General features: G+C 62.6%; 15 protein-coding genes and 1 pseudogene. 6 read left to right on the top strand and 10 right to left on the bottom strand.

The genetic code is table 11. The annotated features are described in order from the left end of the window. Both VL129_RS16520 and galU read left to right on the top strand, forming a co-directional pair. Positions 1-988 (top strand): annotated as a pseudogene (locus tag VL129_RS16520) (IS3 family transposase); the annotation flags it as partial. A 223-nt stretch (positions 989-1211) separates the two neighbouring features. After that, positions 1212-2045, top strand: a complete 834-nt coding sequence (galU, locus tag VL129_RS16515) for a UTP--glucose-1-phosphate uridylyltransferase GalU (protein ID WP_325414652.1) — start codon at positions 1212-1214, stop codon at positions 2043-2045. A gap of 119 nt (positions 2046-2164) precedes the next feature. On the opposite strand, the gene VL129_RS16510 is transcribed toward galU, so the two are convergent. After that, on the bottom strand, positions 2165-3637 hold the full coding sequence (locus VL129_RS16510; protein ID WP_325414650.1) for a hypothetical protein: 1473 nt from the start codon (positions 3635-3637) through the stop codon (positions 2165-2167). Between the two features lie 152 nt (positions 3638-3789). Here VL129_RS16510 and VL129_RS16505 point away from each other — a divergent pair, with 152 nt between their 5' ends. Continuing rightward, the gene (locus tag VL129_RS16505; protein ID WP_325414648.1) at positions 3790-5175 is read left to right on the top strand and encodes an undecaprenyl-phosphate glucose phosphotransferase; all 1386 of its coding nucleotides are present in this window, start codon (positions 3790-3792) and stop codon (positions 5173-5175) included. Between the two features lie 287 nt (positions 5176-5462). Here the strand turns inward: VL129_RS16505 and VL129_RS16500 are convergent, their stop codons facing one another. From VL129_RS16500 to VL129_RS16465, 8 genes are all read right to left on the bottom strand, one after another. Then, positions 5463-5864: an META domain-containing protein gene (locus VL129_RS16500; RefSeq protein WP_325414646.1), complete on the bottom strand. Its 402-nt coding sequence runs from the start codon at positions 5862-5864 to the stop codon at positions 5463-5465. Between the two features lie 164 nt (positions 5865-6028). Further along, positions 6029-6463, bottom strand: coding sequence for a hypothetical protein (locus VL129_RS16495; RefSeq protein ID WP_325414644.1), 435 nt, complete (start codon positions 6461-6463; stop codon positions 6029-6031). A gap of 398 nt (positions 6464-6861) precedes the next feature. Continuing rightward, a complete protein-coding gene (locus VL129_RS16490) occupies positions 6862-7194 on the bottom strand; it encodes a type II toxin-antitoxin system HicB family antitoxin (protein WP_325414642.1) in 333 nt (110 codons plus the stop codon). Positions 7195-7209: 15 nt separating this feature from the next. Next, positions 7210-7506 (bottom strand): addiction module antidote protein, encoded by a 297-nt coding sequence (locus VL129_RS16485; RefSeq protein ID WP_325414640.1) that lies wholly within the window; start codon positions 7504-7506, stop codon positions 7210-7212. Then, positions 7507-7797: a type II toxin-antitoxin system RelE/ParE family toxin gene (locus VL129_RS16480; RefSeq protein WP_325414638.1), complete on the bottom strand. Its 291-nt coding sequence runs from the start codon at positions 7795-7797 to the stop codon at positions 7507-7509. A 231-nt stretch (positions 7798-8028) separates the two neighbouring features. After that, positions 8029-8352 (bottom strand): ferredoxin FdxA, encoded by a 324-nt coding sequence (gene fdxA / locus VL129_RS16475; RefSeq protein WP_325414636.1) that lies wholly within the window; start codon positions 8350-8352, stop codon positions 8029-8031. A gap of 140 nt (positions 8353-8492) precedes the next feature. Next, the gene (gene mutS, locus VL129_RS16470; protein WP_325414634.1) at positions 8493-11072 is read right to left on the bottom strand and encodes a DNA mismatch repair protein MutS; all 2580 of its coding nucleotides are present in this window, start codon (positions 11070-11072) and stop codon (positions 8493-8495) included. Positions 11073-11278: 206 nt separating this feature from the next. Further along, a complete protein-coding gene (locus VL129_RS16465; protein WP_325414632.1) occupies positions 11279-12226 on the bottom strand; it encodes a glycosyl transferase family 90 in 948 nt (315 codons plus the stop codon). 113 nt (positions 12227-12339) lie between these two features. Between VL129_RS16465 and VL129_RS16460 the strand changes: the two genes are divergently transcribed. The 3 genes from VL129_RS16460 to recX all read left to right on the top strand — a co-directional run bounded on the left by VL129_RS16460 (position 12340) and on the right by recX (position 14441). After that, a complete protein-coding gene (locus VL129_RS16460; protein ID WP_325414630.1) occupies positions 12340-12840 on the top strand; it encodes a CinA family protein in 501 nt (166 codons plus the stop codon). 90 nt (positions 12841-12930) lie between these two features. After that, entirely contained in the window at positions 12931-13980 is a 1050-nt protein-coding gene (gene recA, locus VL129_RS16455; protein WP_325414628.1) for a recombinase RecA, read from the top strand. Between the two features lie 11 nt (positions 13981-13991). Continuing rightward, positions 13992-14441, top strand: a complete 450-nt coding sequence (gene recX / locus VL129_RS16450; protein WP_325414626.1) for a recombination regulator RecX — start codon at positions 13992-13994, stop codon at positions 14439-14441. Positions 14442-14565: 124 nt separating this feature from the next. Here the strand turns inward: recX and VL129_RS16445 are convergent, their stop codons facing one another. Then, complete coding sequence (locus VL129_RS16445) at positions 14566-16485, bottom strand: transglycosylase SLT domain-containing protein (protein ID WP_325414624.1); 1920 nt, start codon at positions 16483-16485, stop codon at positions 14566-14568. Positions 16486-16644: the final 159 nt, after the last annotated feature.

Genomic DNA, 16644 nt, shown 5'->3' with positions numbered 1-16644 from the left:
AGACCAGCAGCGAGCGCGAGCAGTCCTTGGCCGATGAAAACGCCCGGCTCAAGCGGCTGCTGGCCGAACAGGCTGAAGAACTGGCCATCGTAAAAAAGGCCGCCGCGTACTTTGCCAAGAGCCTCAAGTGAAGTACGCCTTTATGAGGACGCATACCCCACAGTTTTCGGTGAAAGCCATGTGTCGCGTGCTGGGCGTCGCCCGTAGCGGCTTCTATGCCTGGTGTTCACGTCCACCTGCCGTACGCCACCAGCAAAGGCTCGAGCGGGACAAGCAGGTCGCGCAGGCGTATAGCGCACGCAAGGGTCGCAGCGGGGCGCCACGGCTGTGCCACGACCTGCGAGACGCGGGATGGCTCTGCAACCGCAAGACGGTTGCCGCGTCGATGCAACGGCAAGGACTGCGCGCCAAGGCCGCCAGGAAGTTCAAGGCCACGACCAACTCCCGGCACTCGCTACCGGTGGCGCAGAACCTGCTCAAGCAGGACTTCACGGCATCGGCGCCGAACCAGAAATGGGTGGGTGACATAACGTACCTGCACACGGAAGAAGGCTGGCTGTACCTAGCGGTAATCATCGATCTGTACTCCCGGAGGGTAATCGGCTGGGCCATGGGCGAACGCATGACGGCCGATCTGGCCTGTGATGCCCTGCGAATGGCCCTGTGGCGCCGCAAGCTGCCCAAGGGGGTGATCGTGCACAGCGACCGTGGCGCTCAATACTGCTCAATGGCTTATCAGGGACTGATCCGTGCCCATCACCTGCGCTGCAGCATGAGCGCGAAAGGCAACTGCTACGACAATGCGTGTGCGGAAAGCTTCTTCCACAGCCTGAAAGTCGAATGCATCCACGGCGAGCGCTTCATGAGCCGCGTCCAGATGCGTGAAACCGTGTTTGAATACATCGAAACCGACTACAACCGCCAGCGCCGCCACAGCACGCTGGGACATGTCAGCCCGGAAGCCTTCGAAGCCCGGATGAGTACTTAAACCCGTGTCCACGACTTCTGGGCAAGATCAGGCTGCCTAATTCGCTGCGGATTGCTTTTGTAGGAGGGGCTTTAGCCGCGACGCTGTTTCGTCACCCGCGGATGGTCGCGGCTAAAGCCCCTCCTACAGAAACCTCCGAAATCGTTTCTCCTTCTGTTCAATTGCATTTCCATTCACAGGCAGGTACAGAGCGGCTTGCCTTCTTCTTATCTAGGGACGTCACGTGATTCGCAAATGTCTGTTCCCCGCCGCCGGTTACGGCACCCGTTTTCTTCCGGCCACCAAGGCCATGCCCAAGGAAATGCTGCCGGTGGTCAACAAGCCGCTGATCCAGTACGGCGTCGAGGAGGCTCGTGACGCGGGCCTGACCCAGATCGCCATTGTCACCGGCCGTGGCAAGCGCGCGCTGGAAGACCACTTCGATATCAGCTACGAGCTGGAGCATCAAATCCAGGGTACGGACAAGGAGCGCTACCTGGATGGGGCTCGTGAGCTGATCGATCAGTGCACGTTTGCCTATACCCGCCAAGTAGAGATGAAGGGGCTGGGTCATGCGATTCTCTCCGGACAGCCGCTGATTGGTGACGAGCCCTTTGCGGTGGTGCTGGCCGATGACCTGTGCGTGAACCCGGACGGTGATCCGGTGCTGCTGCAGATGGTCAACCTGTACAAGCAGTTCCGATGTTCTATCGTGGCTATTCAGGAGGTGCCGCGTGAGGAAACCTCCAAGTACGGTGTGATCGCCGGGGATATGATTCGCGACGATATCTACCGGGTGAACACCATGGTGGAGAAGCCCAAGCCCGAGGATGCGCCTTCGAACCTGGCCATTATCGGGCGCTATATTCTGACACCTGATATCTTCGAGCTGATCGCGCAGACCGAGCCGGGCAAGGGCGGAGAGATCCAGATTACCGATGCCCTGATGAAGCAGGCTCAGCGCGGTTGCGTGCTGGCCTATAAATTCAAGGGCAAGCGCTTCGATTGTGGTAGCGCGGAAGGGTATGTCGAGGCAACCAACTATTGCTTCGAGGAGTTTTACAAGAAAGGGCGTTAGGCGTCTTTTCGTAGGAGCGGCTTCAGCCGCGATTGCATCTATGCCGTATTATCGCGGCTGAAGCAGCTCCTACAGTTCTGGACAAAAAAGCCGAGGCTATGCCTCGGCTTTTTTCATTCTTAATCAGGCTTTTTCAGGATCAGTACCTTGCGGCCTTTGCTGTTGGTGAACTCGGCAAGCAGTTCGAGTTTTTTTCCTTCTCGCCACTTTAGCTCGTCATCTGATAAATGCCGCCATAACGTGATATAGCGAATCTTCGGGTCATTATAGGCACGGTCTCTTCTGACCTGGTTGGGCTTGTCGAATTTGAAGTTGTACTTCACCCAGTCCGCATGGTACGCAATGCGGGCAAAGTCGATATAGGTTTCCCGCTCTGGAATCTGATGCTCCTTGAGCCAATGGCCGGCTTCTAGCAGATGAGTGTCCTGATCGCCGGTGGTAATAATGTTGTCCAAGCTGTTCAGGAGCAGGAGGGCAGTAACCAGATAGGCTGCGAGTTTTAGTTTCTGGCCATAGAGACGATACATGCCATAGGTGATCAGCGGAATGCAGAGGATGGCCAAGGGGGCGCTATATCGATCAGAAATGAAGTACTTTTTGAATACGAAGGCGATGATGACGAAGCTATATATCAGAAACAGCCAGCCAAACGGTGCGAAATTCTTGTGTTCCTTTAACTTCCAGTAGATGCCTATGGCAAGTGGAATTGCCAGTGAATAACACATTTCAAGGAAGCTGTTAAAGGCGTAGCCAATCAAGCCCCAGGCAAGAACTGGCTTGTTCCCATCTTGGCCAAAGTCAGCTTGCATGATGTGCTGGCCGATAAGAGCGGCTTTGTAATCGAACACTGTCTTAATCGAATGCAGATCCAGAATCGATAGAAAGTGTCTGGCTCTTTCAAGGTTTTCGTCTAGGCTAAATATCAAAAAAGCAAATGCGCCGGCAATAAGTGTCAGGGCAGGTAGGCAAAATAGCTTAGCAGTGGTTGCTAGCCCTCTGTTTTCCTCCAGTGCATACCATTGCCAGAGAATCAGCACCGGATAAAAAACAGCGAATTCAGCCCTGAACAGAAACGCTAGGAACAGCGCGACGGTAGGCCCTACGGCATTGAGGAGATTGATCTGTTTCGGCGCACGAATGGCCAACCAGATGGCCAGAATGAGGAACAGCCAGGCCCCATCTTCACGCATCACGTTATGCCGGTTTTCATTCAGCGCCGGCAAGGCCAGCACCACCAAGCATGCCAGCCAGGCGCTGTTGGGCACGTAGCGTTGGGTAATCTTCACCATCAGCGCGCATGCGCCGGACAGCATCAGGATATTGATCAGGTAGCCGGCCGTTTCGTAGGAAATGGGCAGCACATAACCGACAATGCCAATCATAATGGAAAAGAACGGCCAGTCGAAGAATTTGAGGGCGGCCGCGAAGCCCTCCTCGATGAAGATGCGCCCGGCCATGATATGCACCATGCCGTCGGGGTTCATGCTGGCGCGATAGCTGAGCGAGGCCAGGGAAAGGGCGATGCTCAGCAGGAAGGTCATGGCCACGGGTGAGGCCTTGATCCACTGCCAGGTTCGCTGAAGCTGAGGCACGGGTCACTCCTTTGGAGGCAAGGGGGATGGCGAAGCGGGCTGGATTATGCCCGCTCGCAGCTGTCGAACAAAGCCGACCATGACAGGCAGGATTTTTTTGCCGCTTGGCTTTAACATGCCGCCCTTCGGAACTGTTCAGGTGTACCAAGGACATGCAACCCATCCCGCGTTACCAACCCACCTTTGCCGAGCGTTACCCCGTACCGCTGTTCCTGGTAATGGTGGATATGGCCCTGGTGATTGGTGCGGGTATAACCGCCTATTTCCTGCGCTTTGACAGTATTTCCATGCCGGGGCGCTACAGCACCGCCATGCTGGTGGCCGCTATCGTCACGGCGCTGTGCTTTACCCTGGGCGGCGTGTATGGCTCCCAGCGCGGCAAGTCGTTCTTCAAGCTGGTGGGCACCTTCCTGCTTGCCTGGCTCACGGCGGTGGGCATCCTGCTGTCCTTGTCGTTCTTCATGAAGGTCTCCACGAACTATTCGCGCCTCTGGTTCATCACCATGCTGTTGATCGCGGCGGGTGGCACCCTGTTGCTGCGTGTGGGCATGTATCTGTTCCTGCGCCGCGTACGGGCCGCCGGGCGCAACCTGAAGACGGTGCTGCTGGTGGGCGGCAATGGCGCGACCTTCTTCAGGCTTACTCGGGACACTCCGCTGGGTGAGCATGGCTTCAAGGTGCAGGGGGCGCTTCCGTACGATCAGGGGCAGGCCTGGCTGGACAGGCTTGTGGCTGAGGTGAATGAGCAGGCGGTACACGAGGTCTGGCTGTGCCTGCCCCTCAGCAAGGGCGCGGCGCTGCCCACCATTCTCTATGCGCTTCGCCACCACACGGTGAGTGTGCGCTTCTTCCCCGAATGGGGAGATATGCCGCTGCTGAACCACAGGGTTTCACATATCGCCGGCCTGTACTCGCTAGACCTGAGCTGTACGCCCATGGACGGTCCGGCCCGCTTCATCAAGCGCACCGAGGACATTCTCATCGGTGGGCTGATCAGTCTGCTGATCCTGCCGGTATGCCTGGGCATCGCCATTGCCATCAAGGCGACCTCGCCCGGTCCGGTGGTGTTCAAGCAGTACCGCACCGGCATCAACGGCAAGAAGTTCAAGGTCTACAAGTTCCGTTCGATGGTGGTGCACCAGGAGCACAATGGCGATGTGACCCAGGCGAAGAAGAACGATGCGCGCATCACGCCGATAGGTGCCTTCCTGCGCCGCACCAGCCTGGATGAGCTGCCGCAGTTCTTCAACGTGCTGCAGGGCCGCATGTCGCTGGTCGGTCCGCGTCCCCATGCGCTGGCCCACAACGAGTACTACAAGGACTTGGTCGAGTCCTACATGCAGCGCCACAAGGTCAAGCCGGGCATCACCGGCTGGGCGCAGGTGAACGGCTATCGGGGCGAGACGGATACCCTGGATAAGATGCAGAAGCGCGTGGAGTACGACCTCTGGTACATCGACAACTGGTCGCTGTGGCTGGACCTGAAGATCATCTTCCTGACGGTGTTCAAGGGCTTCATCAACAAGAACGCCTATTGATCTGGCGCTTGGCCGCTTTTGTGGGAGCGGACTCGTCCGCGAGCCTTTCAGGGCAGCCGTAGGGTGATTCGCGCTTTATCGAGCCACCGAGCGTGCCGCAAGGCGCGCCTGGCCGGCCGCGCCGTGCCGTCGCGTTGGTTGCCAAGGAAAGCGTTGACCACCCTGCGGGCGGTGCGTGCTGTTCGTTGTGTGGGAGCGGACTTGTCCGCGAGCTTTTTGTGCGGTGCTTACCAAAAAGCTCGCGACTGAAGTCGCTCCCACAGGTCCGGATTTCTGCGCTTCGGCCCCTATTCGGCCAATAACCGCAGCGCCTGACCTTCCGCGTACCACAGCCGCAGCTCGCCGTTCTCTCCCATCTCCCAGCGCTTCACCTGGCCCAAGGCCTGGAGGAAGCGCTCTTCCTGTTCCATCAGGGCTGGGGCGCACATCATGCGCGTGGCGCCGGCCTGGCTGAAGCTCAACTGATTTCCCTTGGTCTGATAGCTGGCGAACCAGCGGTTGCAGCCGGCGTGGCCATGCGCGCGGCCGTCGGCGCCGAGGGTCACGGTGAGGTGGCTGCGGTCGACCAGCGGGCGCTCGCCGATCCATTCCACCTGGTAGGGGGTGCCCAACGGCAGGGTGGGTGCTGGGGTGCTGGCGCAGCCGGTGAGGAGTAGGGCGGTGCTCAGGGCGGGTACGAGCTTGCTCATAGGGGCCTCGTGAATGCGGTGTTTGCCGGCTTTTCGTAGGGTGGATCGCGCTTTATCGAGCCACCGTGCGTGCCGCAGGCGCGCCGTTGCCGCGCGATGGTGGCCAACGCTGCGCGTTGACCACCCTACTGGCAGGCCTCGCAAAGAGCGGCGGCGCGTTCGCCCTAGGCCTTGACCTGGCAGGCGGGGCACAGATGACCTTGGACTGCCTTGCTCCAGCCCAGTTCGGCGATGCGGGCTTCGGCGGCGGGCTGTTGGGCGGCCTTGCCGAGGCTGGCGTCGACGGCGAACTCGAAGTCGAGTTGGGTGCCGCAGGCGTCGCAGTTCACTTTCCAGGTACGGATGGCCAGTTCGCGGAAGGCGGGGCCGCTGGTCATGGCCAGCCACTGGCCGGGCGGGTTGATCAGATGGCGGACTTTCTCGACGGTCAGGCGCATGTGCAGGTCGCGGCTGCCCTTGAGGGTCACCAGCAGCGTGTCGCCGGCCTGGATCGAACCGCCGTTGCCGGTGACCTGGTAACGACCCGGCGACAGGGCGCGGCATTCGGTGAGGGTGTGGGCGGGGTTGAGCAGGTTGTAGCGGAAATCGTGTTCGGCCATGGCGGGTGATCTCGGGTGGGGCGGCAATGGTAGCAAACCTTGGCGCAGGAGCCTGTGTGGGGGGGCGAACTCATTCGCGAGCCTTGGGGTGCATGGTTAGGTGCGGCCTTCCAGAAAAAGCAGGGGGTCTTTTGTAGGGATGGGCCTTCCCGGTTGGGTCTATCCCGGCCAGCAGGGGAGGGGACGGAACTGAGGTGTGGCAATTCGGCTCCGTCGGCCGGCGTAAAGCCGGCCCTACAGAAGTTCGTGCCCACCGTACATCCTCAGGCAATACCTTGTAGGGACGGGCCTTCCCGGCTGGGTTCCCCGGCCGACAGGGGTGGGGCGTAGCTATTGCATGAGCATTCGGCTCCGTCGGCCGGCGTAAAGCCGGCCCTACAGGGGCCGAGAGGGGATTGCTAGGCGTGCGCTTCCCGTTTCAGTAGGTCGGTGACCCACTGGTTGATGCTCTTGTGTTCCAGTGCGGCCTTCACGGCTACGGTGGCATGCAGCTGGGGCTCCAGGCGCAGACTGAGCTTGCCGGAGTAGGGCTTTTGCGGGGAGCGCTCCAGTCTGGTGCAGGTGTCCAGGTAGTCGTCCACCGCTTCCTCGAACGCGGCGCGTAGTTCCTGCAGGGCCTCTCCGTGAAAGCCCACCACATCACGAATGCCGGCGATGTGGCCGATGAACAAGCTGTCCTCGACGCTGTACTCGATACGGGCTGAATAGCCTTTGTAGGTCATGGTCTTCATGGTGTGACTCCTGCTTCACTTGGCAGGCGTGACCGTCAGTTTGAAGCCCAGGCCATGGATCACCTTCAGCAGGGTTTCCGTGCTGGGCACTCGCTCGCCTGACAGGCTCTTGTACAAGCTTTCTCTGGAAAGGCCTGACTTTCTGGCCAGTTCGCTCATGCCTCGGGCGCGGGCGATGTCACCCAAGGCCGCCGCCAGGAGAGCGGGATCATTTTCTTCCAGAACCACGTCCAGATACGCGGCGATTTCTTCCTCGTTGGTGAGGTAGTTGGCTGCGTCGAAGGGGCGGGTCGTTGGTTTCGTCTTGTTCATTCAGAGCTCCTTGGACAACTGGATCGCTCGCTGGATATCGCGTTGCTGGCTGGATTTATCGCCGCCGCCAAGCATGATTAACAGCACATGGCCCTGTTGGATGTAGTCCATGCGCCAACCCGGCCCGAAGGACTCGCGCATTTCGAATACCCCTTCGCCCACAGGCTTGACGTCACCCAGGTTGCCGAGCCCGGCACGTCGCAATCGCTTGACCAGGCGAAGGCGGGTTTCGGGGCTCTTGAGGCTGCCAAGCCAGTTGGCGAATACCTCGGTTTCGATAATGGTGTACATGGCACGAACTGTAGTCGGCGGGCTACAGATGTCAATCGTTTGGCCACACTGCTCTGACTTGTAGGAGGCACTTCAGCGGCGACGGTTGGCTGCACGAAAAAACGGTCGTGGCGGTGTGTTGACCCGCGTAGGGCGGACAACGTTTTCTTGTCCGCCATCGCGCCGCAAGGCGCGCCAATCAGAAACGACAAGGCCCGCTTTCGCGGGCCTTGTCGTTTTACCGGGAAGCGATCAGCGCTCCAGGTACTTCAGCTTGTCCTTCACGCCGTCCCACTCCTCGGCATCCGACAGCGGTTCCTTGCGCTCGGTGATGTTCGGCCAGACTTCCGCCAGGTCGGCGTTGAGTTCGATGAACTCCTGCTGGTCCTCGGGCACTTCGTCTTCGGAGAAGATCGCCTGAGCCGGGCATTCCGGCTCGCACAGGGCGCAGTCGATGCACTCGTCCGGGTGGATCACCAGGAAGTTCGGGCCTTCGTAGAAGCAGTCCACCGGGCAGACTTCCACGCAGTCGGTGTATTTGCACTTGATGCAGTTGTCGGTGACGACGAAGGTCATGGCCTATCTCTCTCCTCAGGCGACGGCTGGGCTGGTCTTTGCCAGGCTCCCGCTCGAAACAGGGACCGCCGCGGCTCAGGCAACCGGGCAAGCTCCGATATCAAAAACGCGCGGATTCTAACAGCTCCCGCGCGGGTCGGTTATATCCGACTCTTCCACGCATATAACAATTCGAGCGCCTGACGGGGCGTCAGATTATCCGGGTGAAGCCGCGCCAGCTCGTCGATCACGGGGTGTGGCAGGCTGGCAAACAGGTCGCTTTGCATGGGTGCGACGGATTGTCCCTGGGGCGCTTTCGGGGCTTCGTGGGGCAGGCTGGTGACCTCCAGGCGCGCCAGGTGTTCGCGGGCGCGCTGGATTACCGGTGACGGTACGCCGGCCAGTTGCGCCACGGCCAGGCCGTAGCTCTGGCTGGCCGGACCGGGCAGCACATGGTGGAGGAAGACGATGCGTTCGTTGTGCTCGGTGGCGTTGAGGTGCACGTTGGCCACTACCGGTTCGCTTTCCGGCAGCACGGTCAGTTCGAAGTAGTGGGTGGCGAACAGCGTCCAGGCGTGCAGCCGCGCCAGGTGCTCGGCGGCTGCCCAGGCCAGCGACAGGCCGTCGAAGGTGCTGGTGCCGCGGCCCACTTCGTCCATCAGCACCAGGCTGCGGTCGGTGGCGTTGTGCAGGATGTTGGCGGTTTCGCTCATTTCCACCATGAAGGTGGAACGCCCGCCGGCCAAGTCATCGCTGGAGCCAATGCGGGTGAAGATGCGGTCCACCAGTGAGAGTTCGCAGGCCTTGGCCGGCACGAAGCTGCCGACGTGGGCGAGCAGCACGATCAGCGCGGTCTGGCGCATGTAGGTGGACTTACCGCCCATGTTCGGGCCGGTGATGACCAGCATGCGCGTGGCGTCGTCGAGGGTCAGGTCGTTGGCCACGAAGGGCGTGGTCAGCACCTGCTCGACCACTGGATGGCGGCCCTGCTCGATCTTCAGGCACGGCTCCTCGACGAAGCGCGGACGGTTGAGATCGAGGGTAAGCGCGCGCTCGGCCAGGTTGCTCAGCACGTCCAGCTCGGCCAACGCGGCGGCGGTTTCCTGCAGCGGCGCCAACTCGCCGATGAGCCGCTCCAGCAGTTCGTCGTAGAGCAGTTTTTCGCGGGCCAGGGCGCGGCTCTTGGCTGACAGCGCCTTGTCCTCGAAGGCTTTCAGCTCCGGGGTGATGAAGCGCTCGGCACCCTTGAGGGTCTGGCGACGCTGGTAGTCGGCCGGCGCCTGCTCGGCCTGCACGCGCGGCAGCTCGATGAAGTAGCCGTGGATGCGGTTGTAGCCGACCTTGAGATTGGGCAGGCCGGTGCGCGCCTTTTCGCGGGCTTCCAGGTCCATCAGGTACTGGCCGGCGTTCTCCGAGAGCGACAGCAGCTCGTCGAGCTCGGCATCGTAACCGCGCGCCAGCACGCCGCCGTCGCGGATCACCGCCGGCGGGTTGTCGATGATCGCGCGGCGAAGCAGATCGGCCAGCTCCGGGTAGGTGCGCACGTTGCTCGCCAGGCTCTGCAGGTGCGGCGCTTCCAGGTCGCCCATCGCCTGGTGCAGATCGGGCAGGGCAGCCAGCGCATCGCGCAGGCGCGCCAGGTCGCGCGGGCGGGCGTTGCGCAGGCCGATGCGGGCGAGGATGCGCTCGACATCGCCGATGTCCTTCAGGCGCGGCTGCAGGGTCTCGAAGCGGTAGCGTTCCAGCAGGCAGGCGATGGCGTCCTGGCGGGCTTCCAGCACGGCGCGGTCGCGCAGCGGGCGGTTCAGCCAGCGACCGAGCAGGCGGCTGCCCATGGCGGTCTGGCTGCGGTCGAGCACCGATTGCAGGGTGTTGTCGCGCCCGCCGGCCAGGTTGGTGTCGATCTCCAGGTTGCGGCGGCTGGCGCCGTCCAGCACCACGGTATCGGCCAGGCGTTCATGGCGCAGGCTGCGCAGGTGCGGCAGGGCGGTACGCTGGGTTTCCTTGGCGTAGGCGAGCAGGCAGCCGGCGGCGCCGATGGCCAGGCTCAGGCCTTCGCAGCCGAAGCCCTTGAGATCCTGGGTGCCGAACTGCTGGCAGAGGCTCTTGAAGGCGGTGTCGCGCTCGAAATCCCAGGGCGCGCGGCGGCGGCTGCCGCGCCGCTTCTCGGCCGGCAGGCCCTGCGGCCAGTCGTCGGGGATCAGCAGCTCGGCCGGATCGAGGCGTTCCAGTTCGGCCAGCAGCGCTTCCCAGCCCTTGATCTCCTGCACGGTGAAGCGGCCGCTGGTGATGTCCAGCACGGCCAGGCCGAACAGGCGCTCGTCGCCGAGCAGGGCGGCCAGCAGGTTGTCGCGGCGCTCGTCGAGCAGCGCCTCGTCGCTGACGGTGCCGGGGGTGAGGATGCGCACCACCTGGCGCTCGACCGGCCCCTTGCTGGTGGCCGGGTCGCCAATCTGCTCGCAGATCACCACCGACTCGCCGAGCTTGACCAGCTTGGCCAGGTAGCCCTCGGCGGAATGGAAGGGAATCCCGGCCATGGGAATCGCCTGTCCGGCGGATTGGCCGCGCGCGGTGAGGGTGATGTCCAGCAGCTTGGCGGCCTTCTTCGCGTCCTCGTAGAACAGCTCGTAGAAATCGCCCATGCGATAGAACATCAGCTGGTCCGGGTACTGGCTCTTGAGCTTCCAGTACTGCTGCATCATGGGCGTGTGGGACGAGAGGTCGAGGGTGTCCTTGGGCATGGGAATCCGGCGCTGGCTGGGTGTTCGAAAGCGCGGAAGATTACCATTTCCGGCGTTGAACCTGTGGGGGCGAATGCCAAAAGCTCGCGGACAAGTCCGCTCCCACGGCGAGCGCGGCGCCGGGCCCTGTGGGAGCGACTTCAGTCGCGAGCTTTTGGGGGCTGCACGAACAGGACCACTGGACTGATCCTGTTCGAACCCCGGAATCAGCGACTAAGCCCGAGGTACCTGTGCAAAACCGCCAGGTTGAGCGCCTGTTCCAGCTCGGCGTCTCGGAACTGATCGCACCACCCATTCGCGTTGCGGACGATCTCCAGGCATTCCTCGGTATGACTGGCGTAATAGTCCAGCTTTTCGTCGAGATCGCTGTAATCGTCGCTGATCTCGATATAGTGCTTGCCGCCGATCAATTTGCCTTCCATAAACCAGGTTTCGAACTTGGGTCTGGGCATGACGGCTATGGAATTGGACGACATGATCCACTTGAGATTGGTGGCCACGTCATTGCCTTCCAGTGCGAGAACGAATTTGTAGTGGAGATGTTTGGCGATGCTCACCTTGGGAGTAAGCCATTCCGGATTGGCGCCTGAAACATCGCCGAGATCGCATTTCGGATTGTGGAAATGCTGGCTAAAGAACGCCTTGCGATGGGGCTGAGTAACGGCCATGCGGCCGAACAGGGTGTCCATCTTGGCCCGGAACGGGACGTGATCCTCGATGAAGTTGAAATGCCGTACGGCATTCAATTTCATGATGATGCTGTGCTGATTGTCATCCCTGATGGGGCGGCTTTTTACCAGGGCGGGCTCTTCTGGAATCTTGCGTACATCGCCCGGAATCAGGCGAAACTTTCCGTCTCGAGGGAAGTATTTTAGATATTGTTTGAGGTCGTAATAATAGACCCGGCTTTTGGGTGGGCGAGAGAAGGTTCGATAGGTCTGATAACCGCGCAGTGCGAACGGCACTTCCTGCTTATGGTAATAAGCGAGGCGGGCGTTTAGTTCGTTTGCCTGCGGATGTTCTTCCAGTAGCGAAAGATAATGCCCTAGTCGTCTTTCGAAGAGCACTTTCGGTGCGTAATCGATCAGGGCCTTTTCGAGGTAATACGCGAATTTGGGATTCTTGTTGCGAAAGAGCAGTCTTTTCAGATTCATACTGCGGATCTGGTGAGGGGCGCGGGTGCGGCATGCTCGCATAAGCGATTCGGAGCGTAAACCGGGGGGCGTGTGGTGTAGGGTGGCGGCTGAAAAGAGAAGGAGCACCCCCCATGGACATTCTCACCCCCTTGGCCCGGCGCCTGGGCGATGCACTGCTGGCGCAACAGGCCCGGGTCACCGCCGCCGAATCCTGCACCGGCGGCGGCATTGCCGAGGCGATCACTCGCATTCCCGGCAGCTCGGCCTGGTTCGAGGCGGGTTATGTCACCTATTCCAACGCCCAGAAGACCGCCCAGCTGGGCGTGCCGGCGGAGCTGTTCGCCAGCGTCGGCGCGGTGAGCCGCGAAGTGGTCGAGGCCATGGCGCGGGGCGCGCATCAGCGCAGCGGGGCGCGCTTCGCCGTGGCGGTCAGCGGTATCGCCGGGCCGGATGGCGGCACGCCGGACAAGCCGGTCGGCACCGTCTGGCTGGCCTGGGCGGATGGCCAGCAGGTACATACGCAGCGCTTCCAGTTCGCCGGCGATCGCGCCGCTGTGCGCCGTCAGTCGGTCGAGGCGGCGTTGGTCGGCCTGATCCGCCTGGCCGTCGGAGAAAATCCGCTCGAGGGGTAGGCGAGTGCGGATGCCTATGCTCTAATACTGGCTACTTATACAGTTGTTTGGTGGCCGTCGGGCCCAGTCGAATTTAGCGAGGACTCTTCAATGGACGATAACAAGAAGCGCGCCCTGGCGGCGGCCCTGGGCCAGATCGAGAAGCAGTTTGGCAAGGGCGCGGTGATGCGCATGGGCGATCACGATCGCCAGGCCATTCCGGCCATTTCCACCGGTTCCCTGGGCCTGGACATCGCCCTGGGCATCGGCGGCCTGCCCAAGGGCCGTATCGTCGAGATCTACGGTCCCGAGTCCTCGGGCAAGACCACCCTGACCCTGTCGGTGATCGCCGAAGCCCAGAAGCAGGGCGCCACCTGCGCCTTCGTCGACGCCGAGCACGCGCTGGATCCGGACTACGCCGCCAAGCTGGGCGTCAATGTCGACGACCTGCTGGTTTCCCAGCCGGACACCGGCGAGCAGGCGCTGGAAATCACCGACATGCTGGTGCGCTCCAATGCCGTGGACGTGATCATCGTCGACTCCGTGGCCGCGCTGGTGCCCAAGGCGGAAATCGAGGGCGAGATGGGTGATGCCCACGTCGGCCTGCAGGCCCGCCTGATGTCCCAGGCGCTGCGCAAGATCACCGGCAACATCAAGAACGCCAACTGCCTGGTGATCTTCATCAACCAGATCCGCATGAAGATCGGCGTGATGTTCGGCAACCCGGAAACCACCACCGGTGGTAACGCCCTGAAGTTCTACGCCTCGGTGCGCCTGGACATCCGCCGCATCGGCGCGGTGAAGGAGGGCGACGAGGTGGTCGGCAGTGAAACCCGCGTCAAGGTGGTGAAGAACAAGGTCGCCCCGCCGTTCCGTCAGGCCGAGTTCCAGATCCTCTATGGCAAGGGCATCTACCGCAACGGCGAGATCATCGACCTGGGCGTGCAGTTGGGCCTGCTGGAGAAATCCGGCGCCTGGTACAGCTACCAGGGCAGCAAGATCGGCCAGGGCAAGGCCAACGCCGCCAAGTTCCTGGACGACAACCAGGACGTGCGTAGCGCCCTGGACAAGGCCATCCGCGAAAAGCTGCTGGTCAGCCCCGGCAACCTGAAGGCCAGCGCCGACAGCGAGGCGGACCTGGCCGAGGTGGACGATCTCTGATCGGCTGAGCCATGCCTGTCGTGCTGGATACGCCCGTCGCCGTGCGACGGGCCGCCATGGACCTGCTCGCGCAACGCGAGCACGGTCGCATCGAGCTGGCGCGCAAGCTGCGTCGGCGCGGTGCCACGCCTGAACTGATCGACAGCGCCCTCGACCGCCTGGCGGAAGAAGGGTTGCTCGACGAGTCCCGTTACCTGGAAAGCTTCATCGCCGCCCGCGCCCGCGCCGGTTATGGTCCCTTGCGCATTCGCGAGGAGCTGGCCCAGCGCGGCCTGCCGCGCGAGGCGATCGAACAGGCGCTCGGCGAATGCGGGGTGGACTGGGCCGAGCAACTGAACGAGCTCTGGCAGCGGCGCTTCGGGGTGCGTCCGCAGGACCCGAAGGAACGCGCCCGCCAGGGGCGGTTCCTGGCTTACCGAGGTTTCTCCATGGAGCAGATTTCGCGGCTACTGCGAGGCTAAAAGCATCCTTGCGGGCCGGGCCTGCGCGTAAAACTCGCGGACAAGTCCGCTCCCACGAAGTGCCGGTCCGGTGCGGAACCTGTGGGAGCGAATTCATTCGCGAGCTTTTGGGTTGGCTACCATGCTACGGCTTCACCACCCGCTCATGCCCTTCCACCAGAGACTGCGGCGTGCCGAGCTTGTCGCCATAGATCACCGCGTAGGTCAGCACGTTCTGCACGTACTGGCGGGTTTCGTCGAAGGGCAGGCTTTCCACCCAGACGTCGAAGTCCAGCCCCCGCGTGTCGTTCAGCCATTGGCGCACCCGTTGCGGGCCGGCGTTGTAAGCGGCGGTGGCGAGGATGCGGTTGTAACCGAACTGGCGGTGCACCTGGCTGAGGTAGGCGGTACCGAGCTGGATGTTGAGGTCGGGATCGAGGATCTGCTGGTTGGACTTGAGGGCGATGCCGAAGCGCCGTGCCGTTTCGCGGGCGGTGGTCGGCATCACCTGCATCAGGCCGGTGGCGCCGGCATGGGAGCGGGCATCGTCCATGAAACCGCTTTCCTGCCGAGTGATGGCGTATACCCAGCTGGATTCCACGCCGCGTTGCTGGGCGGTGCGCACCAGGGTGTTGCGGTGGGCCATCGGAAAGCGGATGTCCAGATCGTCCCAGTGCTGCGCCAGGCTGATGGTGCGAATGGCCGGGAAGTGCCAGTCCATTTCGTGGGCCAGCTTGGCCTGGGCGATCAGTTCCTCGCGGCTGAACAGCCGGCTGACGTGGTACCACTCGCGACGCGCATCGACGATCTGGCCACGCTGGTAGAGCTCCATGGCGCGACGAATGCCGGCGCTGTTGCGCACCCGTTGCAGCACCTGCGGATCGATTTCCAGCGGTTGGTGGCCGATGCGGTAGGGTTGGCCGATGCGGTCGGCGGCCAGGAAGCCGTAGAAGTCGCGCTCCGCCGATACCGGCAGGTACAGCTGCAGGGCTTCGGGGGTGTCGCCCTGGCTCAGTTGCAGGCTGCGCGCGCGCCAGTAGCGCCAGCGGTTGGTCTGCGCGAGTTCGCCATCCAGCCGGCGGGTGAGCTGGTGGGCTTCTTCCCAACGCTCCAGGCGCAGCAGCAGGCGCACGCGCCATTCGGTGAGCGTCGCATCGCGCAGTTCGGGGTCGTAGTCGGCCATCAGGCGCAGGGCGCGGCTGTCGAAGCGTCGCGCCAGGCGCAGGCCCAGGTCGCGGGCGATGGCCAGCTTTTCTTCGGCGGGGAAGCTGAGCTGGGGCGCGTACGCATCGAGCAGCTCGAGGGCGCGCTCGGGATCGCGACGCGCCAGGCGGCGCAGGCCCAGGCCGACGATCTCTGCCATGCGCGCATCATCGCGCGCAAAGCGCTGGCTCTGGCTCAGGCGCTCCGGGGTGCGGGCCACCTCCAGCAGCAACTGGCCATCGGCGCGCAGGGTACTTAGCTCCCCGGCCAGGTGGGTCGCCAGGCCGAGGTTGCCGGCCAGGGCGGCCAGGCGCAGGCGTTGCCAGCGCAAATCCTCGGTCAGCCCGCCCTGACGGCTCCACAGTCGGAACAGGCCATCGCACTCGTCCGGCTGGGAGGTGCCCACCAGCCACAGGCGTTCGGCCTGGGCCTGGCCGGCCTCCTGCTGGCCACTTTCCAGCAGGTAGCGGCCGTACAGGCAATCCAGTTCGGTGAGTTCCAGGCGCGGGTCGTAATGGTCGAGGAACGGCTGCCAGTCGCGTCGCTCGGCCAGCAGGCGCAGCCAGCGCAGTTTCAGGCGGCCGGCCTGGGGAAGGTCGCCGTGCTCGGTGAAGAACTTGTCCAGCTCGCGGTTGCTGGCGCTGCCCAGGCGCCGATTGAGCGCCTCGTAGGCCAAGTAGGGTTCCAGCGGATAGCTGCGCAGCGCCTCGGCATGCCGGCGATACGGGGCATCGTTGCCCTTCTTCAGCGCCGCGCGGGCGTCGTCGTACCAGCGACGTTGCTGATCGAGGCTGGCGGCCTGGCTCGTCAGGGCAAACAGGGCGGCCGTCAGGCAGGCAGTGAGGAACAAGGATCGGCGCATGGTACTTCCAGGATCACGAAAGCGGAGCTTATCCGAACAGGAGTATGGATGGGTTATGCCGATTGGCAGGGATTCTGGCTTCCGACAAGCCGCGCGTCGCACATTTCCAGCGGCAGCCTGTGGGAGCGAATTCATTCGCGAGCTTCTGGGCGTGGCTTG

Source organism: Pseudomonas sp., from assembly GCF_035497915.1.
Lineage (GTDB): Bacteria > Pseudomonadota > Gammaproteobacteria > Pseudomonadales > Pseudomonadaceae > Serpens.
The sequence above is the reverse complement of the archived record's forward strand: the minus strand, read 5'-3'. Positions and strand labels throughout refer to the sequence as shown.